Annotated in this window: 12 protein-coding genes; 6 read left to right on the top strand and 6 right to left on the bottom strand. The window is 60.8% G+C overall.

The window, feature by feature from the left end; all coding sequences use genetic code 11:
* Positions 1-723: 723 nt before the first annotated feature.
* Positions 724-1,011, top strand: coding sequence for a hypothetical protein (locus BLU52_RS08115; protein WP_090282685.1), 288 nt, complete (start codon positions 724-726; stop codon positions 1,009-1,011).
* A 111-nt stretch (positions 1,012-1,122) separates the two neighbouring features.
* On the opposite strand, the gene BLU52_RS08120 is transcribed toward BLU52_RS08115, so the two are convergent.
* Entirely contained in the window at positions 1,123-1,398 is a 276-nt protein-coding gene (locus tag BLU52_RS08120; RefSeq protein WP_090282686.1) for a hypothetical protein, read from the bottom strand.
* A 196-nt stretch (positions 1,399-1,594) separates the two neighbouring features.
* Here BLU52_RS08120 and BLU52_RS08125 point away from each other — a divergent pair, with 196 nt between their 5' ends.
* Positions 1,595-1,924 carry a hypothetical protein gene (locus BLU52_RS08125; protein ID WP_090282687.1) on the top strand — a complete coding sequence of 110 codons (330 nt, stop codon included), beginning with the start codon at positions 1,595-1,597 and terminating at the stop codon, positions 1,922-1,924.
* Between the two features lie 29 nt (positions 1,925-1,953).
* Here BLU52_RS08125 and BLU52_RS08130 read toward each other — a convergent pair whose 3' ends face one another.
* The 3 genes from BLU52_RS08130 to BLU52_RS08140 form a co-directional block, all read right to left on the bottom strand.
* The gene (locus BLU52_RS08130) at positions 1,954-2,898 is read right to left on the bottom strand and encodes an alpha/beta hydrolase (RefSeq protein ID WP_090282688.1); all 945 of its coding nucleotides are present in this window, start codon (positions 2,896-2,898) and stop codon (positions 1,954-1,956) included.
* A 111-nt stretch (positions 2,899-3,009) separates the two neighbouring features.
* The gene (locus BLU52_RS08135; protein ID WP_090282689.1) at positions 3,010-4,008 is read right to left on the bottom strand and encodes an NAD(P)H-quinone oxidoreductase; all 999 of its coding nucleotides are present in this window, start codon (positions 4,006-4,008) and stop codon (positions 3,010-3,012) included.
* A 60-nt stretch (positions 4,009-4,068) separates the two neighbouring features.
* The gene (locus tag BLU52_RS08140; protein WP_090282690.1) at positions 4,069-5,268 is read right to left on the bottom strand and encodes a YbfB/YjiJ family MFS transporter; all 1,200 of its coding nucleotides are present in this window, start codon (positions 5,266-5,268) and stop codon (positions 4,069-4,071) included.
* A 109-nt stretch (positions 5,269-5,377) separates the two neighbouring features.
* On the opposite strand from BLU52_RS08140, the gene BLU52_RS08145 reads away from it, so the two are divergent.
* Together BLU52_RS08145 and BLU52_RS08150 are read left to right on the top strand one after the other, a co-directional pair.
* A complete protein-coding gene (locus tag BLU52_RS08145) occupies positions 5,378-6,253 on the top strand; it encodes a LysR family transcriptional regulator (RefSeq protein WP_090282691.1) in 876 nt (291 codons plus the stop codon).
* 250 nt (positions 6,254-6,503) lie between these two features.
* A complete protein-coding gene (locus BLU52_RS08150) occupies positions 6,504-6,974 on the top strand; it encodes a hypothetical protein (RefSeq protein WP_090282692.1) in 471 nt (156 codons plus the stop codon).
* Positions 6,975-7,022: 48 nt separating this feature from the next.
* On the opposite strand, the gene BLU52_RS08155 is transcribed toward BLU52_RS08150, so the two are convergent.
* A complete protein-coding gene (locus BLU52_RS08155) occupies positions 7,023-7,745 on the bottom strand; it encodes a pirin family protein (protein WP_090282693.1) in 723 nt (240 codons plus the stop codon).
* Positions 7,746-7,959: 214 nt separating this feature from the next.
* Here BLU52_RS08155 and BLU52_RS08160 point away from each other — a divergent pair, with 214 nt between their 5' ends.
* Complete coding sequence (locus BLU52_RS08160; RefSeq protein WP_090282694.1) at positions 7,960-8,910, top strand: GlxA family transcriptional regulator; 951 nt, start codon at positions 7,960-7,962, stop codon at positions 8,908-8,910.
* Between the two features lie 90 nt (positions 8,911-9,000).
* Positions 9,001-10,455, top strand: coding sequence for an ATP-binding protein (locus BLU52_RS08165; protein WP_090282695.1), 1,455 nt, complete (start codon positions 9,001-9,003; stop codon positions 10,453-10,455).
* Here the strand turns inward: BLU52_RS08165 and BLU52_RS08170 are convergent.
* Positions 10,432-13,287, bottom strand: a complete 2,856-nt coding sequence (locus tag BLU52_RS08170; RefSeq protein WP_090282696.1) for an ATP-binding protein — start codon at positions 13,285-13,287, stop codon at positions 10,432-10,434. The two genes, BLU52_RS08165 and BLU52_RS08170, sit on opposite strands and share 24 nt — an antisense overlap.
* Between the last annotated feature and the right edge of the window lie 53 nt (positions 13,288-13,340).

Raw genomic sequence — 13,340 nt, forward strand, 5'->3', positions numbered from 1 at the left:
GGCGAGGGCCATGATTCTGGCCTGGAACAGGCTATCTCTGAGCCAAAGCAGGGTGCCGACGAGCGACCAGAGGACTGGAATCCGCCACCCGGAAATCCTGGTTCTGACCAGGATGCCCAGACAGGTCGGGATAACGGCGGCGCGAAACAGGCGCCATGAACCTTTACCGTTCACAAGACCCGGCCAGCGTGCCGGGTTTTTTGTTATCGTCGACCTATGGATGAGTCAGAAGCAGACACGACCTCGCCACCCTGCGTTTGTTTCGAACGCCGGGGCGCCCGCGCTGGATACTTCGATCCAGGCGTGGGCGGTCGGCACGTTCACTCCACGATACAGATCCAGCGATGGTTGTATCGGTAAGGTGCGCGGGTGAAATGGATGTCTGAAACTCTATTCATGCCTCGCTCTTGAAGCGCTTCAGTCAGTTTTGCGAGTGTCTCTGCCTGGATAGTCATTACTGTCACCTCGTCAGATTTACTGCGTTCATAATTCTTGACCGAGGGATCAGGTGGCTAATTCATTTTTTCTAAGTTAATGATTGAGGTCGCGCAAAGATCTGCGCCTCTCCAAAGCAGTCGCAAAACCTCATCGGGAGCGACGCTAGCTTTCAGCCATTAGCACATCCGACCTAATTGCCCTAGTCCCGGCTCGACTTTAAAGTCCTATCGCCTGACAGCTTGCTGTCAAATTTTCTGGCATAAAAATCAAAAAGGTCGATCTGCAATGAACTCATCAAGGACTGTCCCGGTTCTCGTTTTACTCGCAACATTCGCGCTCGCGGTCTCTGGATGCCAGACCGTCAAACCGGGCGAAAGTGATCTGAAGGATCGAGCGCAGACCACCATTGGCAAACCCGTTATCAAGGTTTCAAACATCCGCAACGACTTCAATACAACCTACTACACCGCTCAAACCGATGGCGGCGAATACAAGTGCGAACTTCCGAGCGGCCCGATGGTTGCGCTGGGTTCCATGGGCATGGGACTGGGCGCTCAATGCACCAAGCAATGACGGACCGGTTTCTTCGGGACTGAAATGAAAAGGCCAATGTCGATGACATTGGCCTTTTCATTTATGGAGCCCGAGCACAGGCCGGATGGTCTGTGAGTTGCCCATTGGAAATTACTGCGTGGGCTTTTTCTCCAGGTCTTTGGAGTCGCTGGACGTGGCGGCATCCTTCTGCGTCTCATGAGGCTCCGCGCCCGCGTTGGCGCCTGAGGATTCTTCGCCTTTCTTGTTCGCCTTCTCATCATGGTCGCGGGAGCTTTCTGCATGATTGACACCGGGCAGGGCGGTGGCGGGGGTGGCGGCGCCCGCTGTCGTTTCCGCTGCCGATGCATGAAGCGGACTGATCAGATACAGACTGGCGAACGATAAGGCGGCGATTGTCCTGTTCATTGCATGAGCCTTCTGCGCGACGGGATGTACTGATTTGGATGAGCCAGCCCGCCAAAGGTGCGAGGTTCTGGACGAGCGGCAGAGCTTGGGATGTACTCGGTTCAAGGATTAGTCTTCGCAGGAAGGCAAATTGCTGGCCCCCGGACTTGATCTGCCCCGGCAAAATCGCCTTTTTTCAAAAGGTTAGGTCGGCTAAATGCGGACGATTGTTATCACCGTTGCGACGCTTTCCCTGGCTTTGATCGCCTCGGGCGTACAGGCAAAAGAGCTGAGCAAGGGCCATCGCTTTGCCTGCACTTGGGGCTCGGACATTGCTGCCGGCGCGCAGCGTTCAAAACTGTCTGGAGTCTCGTTGTACGGGGCACGCAAACAATTGCAGGTTCGGCGGTTCCAGCAGCCCTGGATGCGCATGACCGCTATGGGCATTACCGAGCAAACCTATAACAGCAGTTCGAAGTTGAACCCCGCGGCGGTCAAGCAGACTTATTACGAACAGTGCGTACGCCACGAACTGGCACGGCGCTGATGCCGGTGGGCGTAGGTTGACCGGACAGCTCAGGAGTCGCGAGAGCCCTTGGCCACTGCGGGCCCGGCCACCCGCGGCGACGGTTTGGTCTGCATCAATGCATCCAGTGCCTTGCGATAACCCTGGCCGCCGAGGGCCATGCTGTTGTTGTGCGTCGCTCCGGGCACCAGCAGCAGGCGCTTGGGCTGCTCAGCGGCATTGAACAATTGCTCGCTGAAGCGCGGCGGTACGAAGGCGTCCGCCTGGCCATGCACCACCAGCAGTGGCATGTGAATGTCGGCTATCTTGTCGATGGAATCGAATTTCTGTGACAACAGCCAGCGCACGGGTAGCGAGGTATTGGCGACGGCGGCAGCCACGTCGGCCAGCGACGTGAAGGTCGACTCAATGACCAGACCGCGCACGGGTAAGGGGGAGTGGCTGCGAGCAGCGCGCTGTCCGAGTTCAGCGGCCAGGTCAATCGCTACCGCGCCGCCGAGAGAGTGACCATAGATCAGGCGCTTGTTCGGGTCCGGTTGCAGCAGTTGGAAGCGCTCCCACGCAACGCGAGCGTCTTCATAAACACTGCTTTCCGACGGTAGATCACCTTTGCTCTGACCGAAGCCGCGGTAATCGATAGCCAGCACCGAATAGCCCGCTGCGCGCAGTTGCTCGATGCGGAACAACTGACCGGTGAGGTTCCAGCGAACCCCGTGCAGGTAAAGAATCGCTGGCGCATCGGCTTTTTCCGCCGGCCACCACCAGGCATGGATGTTTTGCCCGGCCTTGAAGCTTTTCGGCTGCAGATCGAGCTCCTGCACGCTGCCGGGCAAGCCGCGATACCAGCCAGCGTTGCCCGGTTCGATGCGAAACAGCAGGGTGCGCTCGGTGTGTTCGAGCACGGCACAACTGGTCGGCACGCCGATGATCAACGCGGCCATGCAGGCGAACGCCAGGCGGCGACGGCGCAGACGCGTCATGAAGGACCGGAACATTAAACGTTTCACCTGAGCGCAGACAAAGACGCCTTTTACCAGATGCCTCGGTCTGCGCGTAATTTTTTCGACCGCTGTCCGGCTGTATTGATTACAAAATGCTGCGATGCCTCAAGTCACCTGCAGCACGATCTTACCGATATGGTCACCTGCCTCCATATGGGCGTGGGCCTTCGCCGCGTCGGTCAGTGGGTAGACCTTATCGATCATGGGCAGGCAGCGCCCGGCAGTCAGCGCCGGCCAGACGTGTTCATGCAGTTGCGCAGCAATTTCGGCTTTTTCCGCTGAGGTGCGAGCGCGCAGCAGCGAGCCGGTGACCACCGCGCGTTTGCCGAGAATGGCCAGCAAGTCGACGTCATTGGCCCGCGCGCCGCCGAGGAAGCCGAGCATGACCAGTCGGCCGTCCATTGCCAGTGCGCTGACATTACTGTTGAAGTACGAGCCGCCCATGATGTCGAGAATTACGTTAACTCCGTGCTTGTCGGTCTTCTCGGCGATCACTTCAGCGAAATCTGCATCGCGATAATTGATCGCCTCGCCACCCAGCTCACGGATCGCTGCGCATTTGTCGGCGCTGCCGGCCGTGGCAAAGACTTCAATGGCGAATTCACGGCACAGCATCAGCGCGGTAGTGCCAATGCCGCTGGTGCCACCGTGAATCAGCACACGCTGGCCGCGACTCGCGCCGCCGAGACCGAACAAGTTGGCCCAAACGGTGAAGAACGTTTCCGGAATGGCCGCAGCATGCACCCAGTCGAGGCCGGCGGGGATCGGCAGAGTCTGGCCGGCTGGAACCGCACAATATTCGGCATAGCCGCCGCCATTGGTCAGCGCGCAGACGCGGTCACCGATGGCGAACTGCTTGACACCTTCACCTAGCGCGACGACTTCGCCGGCGACTTCCAGTCCTGGAATCGGATTCATGCCGGGCTTCATCGGGTACTTGCCAGCACGCTGCAAGGCGTCCGGGCGATTGATGCCGGCGGCATGCACGCGAATCAGCACTTCGCCGGCGGCAGCGACCGGCAGCGGCACGCGCTTGGGCTGCAAGACTTCGGGCCCGCCGGGCTCGGTGATTTCGATACGGATCATTTCATTGGGCAGCGACATGTCGACTCCTGTAGGCGTACGTTCTGTAATGGGAGCTTGCCGGGCGGGCAATGATTCCCCTCAATTTGTGCAACGGTGTGGTTGAGCCGCGACGGGCAGCCACTTCACGGCATGTTCCAGCAGCAGCGCTACAACGATCGCGCCAGCGGCAATCACGAACAACGACGCGTGATGACCGCCACTGGCATTGAACAGCGCCGAATAGGCAAATCCGGCCAAGGCTTGAAACGTGGCGAATGACACCGTGGCGCGACTCCAGGCGATCTGCTGACCATGATGCTCCGGCACCAGCTCATGTACCCGCGCCAGGGCCAGCGGCACGATGCCGGGCGGGAAGGAACCGAGAATCACCGCCAACAACGCCAGTGCCAGAAACGAGTGAGGTACTGCGAGCAGGCCGAGAGCAATCGCTTGCACCACCAGCACCCAGCGGATGCCGGAGCGTGCGCCAAGGTGATCGGCGAGAAAACCATAACTCACCGGTCCGACAATCGCGCCCAGACCGTACATCACCCAGATCAGCGCACCGGTATGCGCGCCGGCGCCAAGGCCACGTGCAACGTAATCCACCAGAAACACCATCGCCGGCACCAGGCCCGCGGCCATGAACGCGTACTGAGCGAACAACAGATACACCGCGCGCGGTGTTGACTGTACGCCCGTCGCTTCATGTGTCACTGGCGGATGCGCAAAGTCGTCCGGCCAGCCGAACCAGCTCAGGGCCGTCAGCACCAGCGCCAGAATGCCAAGGCCCAGCCAGGTGGCCTGCAATCCGAGACTCAACAGCGGCGGCACCAACGTCCCGGAGCCAGCGATACCGAGGCCGATGCCGAGGAAGATCGCACCACTGGCCAATCCTTTGCGTGCTGCCGGCACATGCGGCAGAACGGTTGCAGCCACCAGCACCATGATTGCGCCCCCGGCAATGCCCGACAGCAGCCGCCAGCCGAAGAACCAGCTCACCGACAACGGAAATGCACAGGCAAAAAACGCCGCCGTCACTCCCAGCATCATTAACCGCAGGGCATTTTTATTGCCGAGTTGGCGCGCTGTCGGCCGACCTAGCAGGGCACCGATCAAGTAGCCGACCAGATTGGCTGCGCCGAGGTAGACCACATCATTGGCGCTGAACCAGCGGGCTTCAATCAGCGAAGGGATCAACGGGGTGTAAGCGAAGCGCGCCAAGCCAATGCTGACCAGGCTGGCACAGAGGCCGGCGAAGATCGGCATCCAGATGCCGGATGAGGTAGAAGTACGCATGACAGCGATCTCGTGAAAGGTTTATAGCGCTGAGCATATCCGCTATCGTTGCTGCGATAACGCAGCGATTAAGCGGCGCGCTGATGCATTTTTGCATCAAGGGGAAAACATGAATTGGGATGATGCTCGAATGTTTCTGGCGGTTTGCCGGGAGTCGACGCTGCGGGGCGCGGCGCGGGTGCTGGGTGTGGATCAGGCCACCGTCGGGCGGCGTATTACCGCGTTGGAAAAGACCCTGAGTGCGACTTTGTTCCTGCGCACTTCCGACGGTTACGCATTGACTGCAGTCGGCGAAGCGGCGCTCAGGAGTGTGGAGAAAATGGAGCAGTCCGCGCTGGATCTGCAGCGGCAAACCGAAGGTCTGGACGATCGCCTGACCGGCACCGTGCGGGTCAGCACCACCGATTCGCTGGCCATTGATTTCCTGATCCCGGCCATGGCGCGCTTGCATGCCCGGCATCCGGACGTGCGCGTGCAACTGGAGGCGTCCACGCAGATTCTCAGTCTGGCCAAACGCGAAGCCGATATCGCAGTGCGCAACACCCGGCCGGACAATCCAGATCTGATTGCCCGACGCATCGCCCGCTGGCCGGTGGGCCTGTTCGCTTCGCAGGCCTACATCGACACCAATGGCTCACCGCAGCCAGACACGGCGTTCGAAGGTCATGATCTGGTGGTCTATCAACCCTATCTGCAAAGCAAGAAAGATATGACGCTGGTCTGCGAGCCGTTGAATCGCGGGCGAATCGTCGCCAGCCTCAGCTCCAGCCTGCTGGTGCGCCGCTCGATTGCGGCGGGTCTGGGTGTAGGAGAAATCCCGGTGTACATGGGCGAACGCGATGGCTTGATCAGATTGTGGCCGCAACGCACGCGTCCGCTGCCGTACGACGTGTGGCTGGTGACCCATGCGGATTTGCGCCACACCGCGCGAGTGAGGGCGGTGATCGAGCAGATTGTCGACGCGTTTGCACAGGAAAATGAGTGAGCTCAAGGCTGCTTGGATGAGGCTACGTCGGCTGACGAAAAAGCCTACAAACGTGGCCGAATCGGCCGGCTTGTTGGTATTGGGTAACGGCTTTATCGTTTCCACAGTCCGGTGAGAGTCGCAGGGCTCGCACTGAAACGATCGACCACGGAAGGTCTCGGTAACCACCAAAGGTTACGAATTGAAAGCCAGGGAAATGAGGCAATGTTCAGACAGTGATCCATTCAACGACAGCCGGAATACGCACACCATGAGCAGCATAAGCCGCGAAGAGTTCGATGCCAGGATCGAGACCATAGAAGCAAGGATGGATGCGCGGATGGAGGGCGTATCGATGCGTATCGATGCATTTCTGGCGGCTCAGGCCGAGCGGGACAAGGCAGACTCCCGGATTCGGTCAGAGATGGACAGGGCGCAGTCGGAGCGAGACAGGGCGCAGTCGGAGCGGGACAAACGCTTCGAATTGATGTCCTCAGCAATCCAGAACATTGCACAGGAATCGAAAGAAGCCATCAGGCAGGCAAGCACGACGAAAGCCAATGTCTGGGCAGCGGCCGCCGTCCAGTTGGTGGGACTGGTCGCCATCGTCGTCGGTGCCTGTTATGCCAATCAGGCCAACACCTACGCAGCGGTCCAGACGACGTTGGCGGCGATTCAGGCGGGCAAGGAGTTCACCGTGCCCATACCGCCGATGCTGCCGTGGAGCAAATCACCCGAATAAAAACGGCCTTCATCGGAAGGCCGTTCTCATAAGTGTAGAAACACTGCGTCATGGCATCTGCGGCAACTCCTGCGGCCGCAAGTCAAACACCAGCACCTCGGCATCGACACCGTTGCTCAAGGTCAGCAACTGTTCTTCGCGAACCCGCACGCCATCGCCTTCCTGCAATGGCTGGCCATTGAGTTCGACACTGCCGCGTGCCACATGCACATACGCGTAACGGTCGGCCGGCAGTTTCAGCGTGGCGCTTTCTTCGCCGTCGAACAGCCCGGCGAACACACGTGCGTCCTGGCGAACTTTCAGCGAGCCGTCCTTGCCGTCTGGCGAGATGATCAGTTGCAGGCGACCGCGTTTTCTTTGCGCGCTGAAATGCTCCTGCTGGTAGCGCGGTTTGGCACCGCTGACTTCCGGCACGATCCAGATCTGCAGAAAATGCACAGGCTTGGTGGCCGAATGGTTGAACTCGCTGTGCGCCACGCCGCTGCCGGCGCTCATCAATTGCACGTCGCCGGGGCGGATGACCGAGCCGGTGCCCAGCGTGTCCTTGTGTTCCAGCGCACCTTCCAGCACGTAGGAAAAGATCTCCATGTCGCGGTGCGGGTGCTGGCCGAAACCTTTGCCGGCGGCAACGCGGTCGTCATTGATCACCAGCAGGTCCGAGAAACCCTGTTCGCGAGGGTTGCGATAGCTGGCGAAGGAAAAGGTGTGAAACGATTTCAACCAGCCATGATTGGCGAGGCCACGATCGGAGGCTTTGCGAAGAGTCAGCATGATTAGGATCTCCTGGCGGGACGTGTATTCGTCCGAGTGAGGAGAAGGTTACTGTTAACCATGAAATCCAATAAGTAGGTGAAAACTGAAAGACTGTCTCGGTGAGGTTGACAGTTGTGCGAGGCCGCTCACACAATTTTTTGCGCTTGAGACGTCTTGCCTGGTCATAATGTCCGGCCTGTCTCATGTTCCCCGATTGAAGCGACGTGCTCCCATGAAAACCGTGGCAATGGTGCTGTTTCCCGACTTTCTCCTGCTTGATATGGCCGGGCCGCTGGAAGTGTTCGCGGTTGCCAACCGCTACCTCAAGCCCGACGCGCACTATCAATTGGTCACCCTGGGAACCGAGCCCGGCGCGCTGCGAGCGTCCAACGGTGTGATGGTCCAGGCTGATCGGACAATCGACGAAGATACCGAGCGCTATGATCTGTTGCTTGTGCCCGGCGGCCCCGGCGCCTACAACCAGCAGTTTCCTGCCTTGTTCGCCTGGCTCAAAGGCGCCGTGCAACGGGCCGAGTATTACGGTTCGATCTGCACTGGCGCTTTTGTACTGGGGCATGCCGGTCTGCTTGACGGCTATCAGGTGACCACCCACTGGAATTACACCGAGCGGCTGATCCGGGCGTTTCCCAAGGCCGACGTCGCCACCGATCAGATCTATATCGAAGATCGCAACCTGATCACCTCTGGCGGTGTGACCGCTGGTATTGATATGGCATTGGCCGTGGTGGCCCGCGATCACGGCAAGAAGCTTGCCCAGGATGTCGCCAAAGTCCTGCTGGTGGTGATGAAGCGGCAGGGCGGGCAGGCGCAGTTCAGCCCGTTGATGGCGGCCGTGGCGCCGCAGGAAACCCCGATCACCCGCGCGCAGAGTTACGTGCTCGAGCACCTTGACGAAGCATTCACGGTCGAGCGCATGGCGGCTATTGCCAATATGAGTGCGCGGCATTTCGCCCGGGTGTTCGCCCGGGAAATCAACATGACACCGATGGAGTTTCTGCAAAGCGCCCGCGTCGACTGTGCGCGAAATCTTTTGGAAACCAGCGAGTTGCCGCTGAAGACCGTGGCGTACAAAAGCGGCTTCGGCAGCGTCCGGCACATGCGCTCACTGTTCGCCGAAAAGCTCGGCCTGACCCCGGCGCAGTATCGCGAACAGTTCAGCTAGAGCGTTTCTGTCCGTCTGGCGCCTCGGTATGTCCGTATTGCGCCCCGTGTCGCCGTTGTCGCGTCATCGAACGCTGCCAAGATGGTTGGCATGAACAGCCTCGATGATTTCAACCCGGCGTCAGTGCTGCGTTTTGGCCCTTACGCCTTTCATGTGCGACAACGACTGATCCTGAACGGGGATCAGCCAGTGCGCGTGGGCAGTCGGGCGCTGGATATTTTGCAAGTATTGGTCGAGCGCGCCGGTCGGGTGGTCACCAAGGAGCAATTGATCGCCCAGGTGTGGCCGACGTCGGTGGTCGAGGAGATCAACCTGCGGGTGCACATCGCGGCACTGCGACGCGCACTGGGAGACGGTGGCAACGGTCAGCGTTACATCATTAACGTGCCGCAATGCGGCTACAGTTTCATCGCCCCGGTGCATCGCGACAGTGCAGCGCCGCAGACTCCCGCCAATGCGCCACCACCGCACAACTTGCCCGCGCGGTTGACCCCGGTGATCGGCCGCGATGCGCTGGTGGGCAGTCTGATGCGACACCTGCCAGCGTGTCGGCTGCTGACCATCACCGGTCCGACCGGCGTCGGCAAGTCCACCGTGGCCCTGCGGGTAGCGGAACTGTTGGTGCAGTATTTTCGCCACGGCGTCTGGCATGTCGATCTTGCGCAGATCAGCGACAACAGATCATTGCTGGAGCATTGTCTGCACCGGCTCGGCAGCGATCTGGCCGGGCTGTGCGAACGTCATGCCTTGCTGGTGCTCGACAACGCCGAGCATCAGCACGCGGCCTGCAAGGCGCTGGTCGAAACCCTGTCAGGCGTGGCGCCACGTGTGTCCATTCTGGTTACCAGCCGTGAGCCCTTGCAGGTCAGCGGTGAAGTCCTCAAGCAACTGCCACCCTTGAGCCTGCCAAAGCCTGTGGCGGTCGACGATGTCGCCCAGGCCATGGGCTGCGCGGCGGTGCAGTTGTTCGTCAGTCGCGCACGGGCGCGCCAGCATGATTTCCAGCTGCGCGCTCAGGATGTTCAGGCGCTGCGCGAAATTTGCCGACAACTCGACGGCTTGCCGCTGGCAATCGAACTGGCGGCGGCGCAGATCGATGTGCTGGGTCTTATCGGCTTGCACGCGCACGTGTCCGATGGTCTGCAAGTGCTCAGTCAAGGTCGGCGCACCGCCGTACCGCGCCACCAATCGATGCAGGCCGCGCTGGACAGCAGCTATCAGCGCTTGAGCGAGCCGGAGCAGCGCGTATTGCAGCGTTTGTCGGTGTTCAAAATGCCTTTCACGCTGGAGGCGGCGCTGGCGGTGGTCAGTTGCACGCCACTGGCCTCGTCGCGCCTCGCCGCAATCATCACAAGCCTGGTGCAAAAATCGCTGCTGACGCAGGAGGGGAGCGGCAGCGCTTGCCGATACCGCATGCTCAACACCACTCGACGTTATGCGCGCGAGCAGCTTGAACGCAGCGGGGAAGGGGTCGAGCTTGAGCGTCGGCATGCGCGCTACGTCAATCAGCTACGCAGTCATTCAGGCGCGTACGTCTTCACTTAGGGCATCGATCAACAAGCGTGCCCTGCTCAAATCCGGAGTCGCAAAACCCTCGCTGAACTGCTCAACGACAGGACCCAGCAGATTCAGTGCTTGATGACCGCGCGCTTGGCGATGCCAGAGTTGCGCCAATGATGTGGCGCTGCGCAGCTCCCAGGCGAGGGCGCCCTGGCTGCGGGCGGTGGTCAGGGCTTGTTGCAGGAGGTGTTCGGCTTGCTTGATATTGGCGCTGTCTGACAGGACGCCATCGCCGGCAAGCCAGCTCCCACAGGGATCTGAGGCGCATCCAGAATTCTGCGATAGCAACGCCAGCGCCTGAGCGCGCAAGATCTCTGCCGTGCTCCATCCCGCCTCGCCACTCAATGCTCGCTGCAGCAACGTATCGTCGACGAAACGCGGATCCAGCGTGACCATGATTTCACCGATCAATCCGCCGCGCTCCGTCGGCGGCAGTTCGGTGGCGTCTGCATCAATGACCTGCGCGTAATGCCGCCCCCAATGATTGAACAGCAGCACCGAATGTTTTTGCGATTGCTCCAAGAGCAGACGCAGCAGCATGCGGGCGTTTTGTTGATCGCCGTTGTAATGAGCGATCGGGCAACTGGCCAAGGCCAGGGTGTAACAAATCGAAGTGCCGTGATCGATCTGCACGGCGATGTCCAGCGCCTGTCGCGCGGCACACCACGCCTGCTCGGGCAGGCCCTGCATCCACAAGATGCGCGCCAGCACCGTCAACGAGGCCACGCTCTGGTCGTATTGCACGCCAAAGCCGTGGGTGAAACGGTTGACGTTGCCACTGTGCGCCATGCGCTGCAGGACCTGCTCAGCATGAGTGCGCGCCTGCGACTGGTCGCCGGCATAATGCAGCGCCAGTACGTGCAAACGGTGGGTGCTCAGTGACAGCAGTGGGTCGCCGTGCAGGCCGAGGCGGTCGAACTGCTCGCTCTGGGCCAGCGCCAGGCGGTAATGCCCGCAACTGAGATTGACCGCCATGTACCCGGATACCGCACGCAATTGGCCGGCAACGTCGTTGTTCGCCTGCGCCAGTTGTTGTGCCTGGGCAAAGGCGTCGATGGTTTCGGTGGTGCCGCCCCAGGTGTGGTAACAGGCACTGCCCAGCGCCAGTTTCAGAGTGATCTTCAGACGCGGGCAAGGCTCGTCGCGTTCATCGAACAGGCTCAGCGCCCGACGCACATGGCCGCCGTATTCCTTGAGCAGCGAGAGTTCTTGCCACAACGGCGCCGAGGCTGCCGCCAGACGAATTCCCAACCCCCCGGAGCCGGCCCCGTGCAGGCTCCACTCCAGCGCCGCGCGCAAATCTTCGAGCCCACGGGCGTAGCGTTCGATCCACAGCGCCGTCGGGGTATGCTCCCACTCGCTTTTCGCTTGCTGCATCAGCGCCAGGCAGCGCTCGGCGTGGCGCTCGCGGGTGTCATCGCATTCGGCGGCCTGCTCGAGTTTTTCCAGCGCATAACGGCGGGTAGTGTCGAGCAAGCGATAGAACACCTGTTCATCGCCGACCTCGACGCTGAGCAAGGATTTGGCGACCAATTGAGTGATCGAGACGAACACCACACTGGGATCGATCTGCTCGCCGACGATCACGGCCGCTGCCGATTCCAGAGTAAAGCCGCCGCGAAACACCGCCAGACGACGCAGGCAGGTCTGCTCGCAGCGCTCCAGCAGATTGAAACTCCAGTCCAGCGTGGCGCGTAGCGTCAGGTGCCGTTCATGACTGCTTTGCCGACCTTTGTTCAAGGGTGGCAGGCGACCCTGCAACTGCCCGAGCAGACCGTCAAGGCCAAGCTCGGTAACCTGCGCGGCCGCCAGTTCCAGCGCCAGTGGCATCCCGTCCAGTCGGTGGCAGATCTCGATCACTTGCGGCAGTTGGCTATCGCTCAGTTCGAAACTTTCCTGGGCGGCCGTGGCTCGCTCTATAAACAGTTGCAGTGCCGAAAATTCGAGTACCTGTTCGCGACTGAGCATCGTACTCATCGACGGGTAGGCGAGCGCGTCCAGGCGCTGGACACACTCACCTTCGGCCCGCAGGCTTTCGCGGCTGGTGGCGAGAATGTGCACTTTGGGCGCGCCGCGCAGAATGCTTTCGCTGAGGGTCGCGACGGCATCGATCAGGTGCTCACAGTTGTCGAGCAGCAACAGCATCTGCCGTGTTTGCAGCGCGTCGACCAGCGCTGCCAGCGAGTCGCCCTCAGGCAGCACCAGATCAAGCAGGGTGGCGAGGTGCGAGCCGATCAGCGCGGGGTCATTGAGCGGCGCCAGATCCACCAAGCGAATACCGTCGCGGTAAAAGCCGATCAACTGCTCGGCGACCCGCAGCGCGACGGTGGTCTTGCCGATTCCGCCAGGGCCGACCAGAGTGATGCAGCGTCGACGCGGCAGGTCGCTCATCAGGCTGTCGACCAGTGGCTGGCGGCCGATCATGCGCGTGCGCCGCAAGGGCAGATTGTGGCGACCGCCGGCATCGTCCAAAGGACGCTCCTCCATGGAATGCAGCAGGAGCGGCGCGACAAAACTGTAGCCTCGCTGCGCCACGGTGACGATGTAACGCTGGCCGGCCTGACCGTCACCGAGCGCCTTGCGCAATGCCGCCATGTGCACGCGCAAATTGATTTCTTCGACAACACTGTCCGGCCAGACCCCGGCCATCAGTTCCTGCTTGCTCACCACTTCACCGGCACGCGCCAGTAGCATCAGCAGAATGTCTATTGCCCGCCGACCCAGACGCAGCGGTTGCTCGCCTTCGAATACGCGGCGTTGTCCGGGATGAATCCGATAGGGGCCAAAACCGATGGCCTGATTCGGGGGAAGACTCAACAGCTCACTCCTGGGGCGCTGCGACGGACGGTACCGACCCATCGCGCGCGCAG

This window comes from Pseudomonas granadensis (assembly GCF_900105485.1).
GTDB lineage: Bacteria > Pseudomonadota > Gammaproteobacteria > Pseudomonadales > Pseudomonadaceae > Aquipseudomonas > Aquipseudomonas granadensis.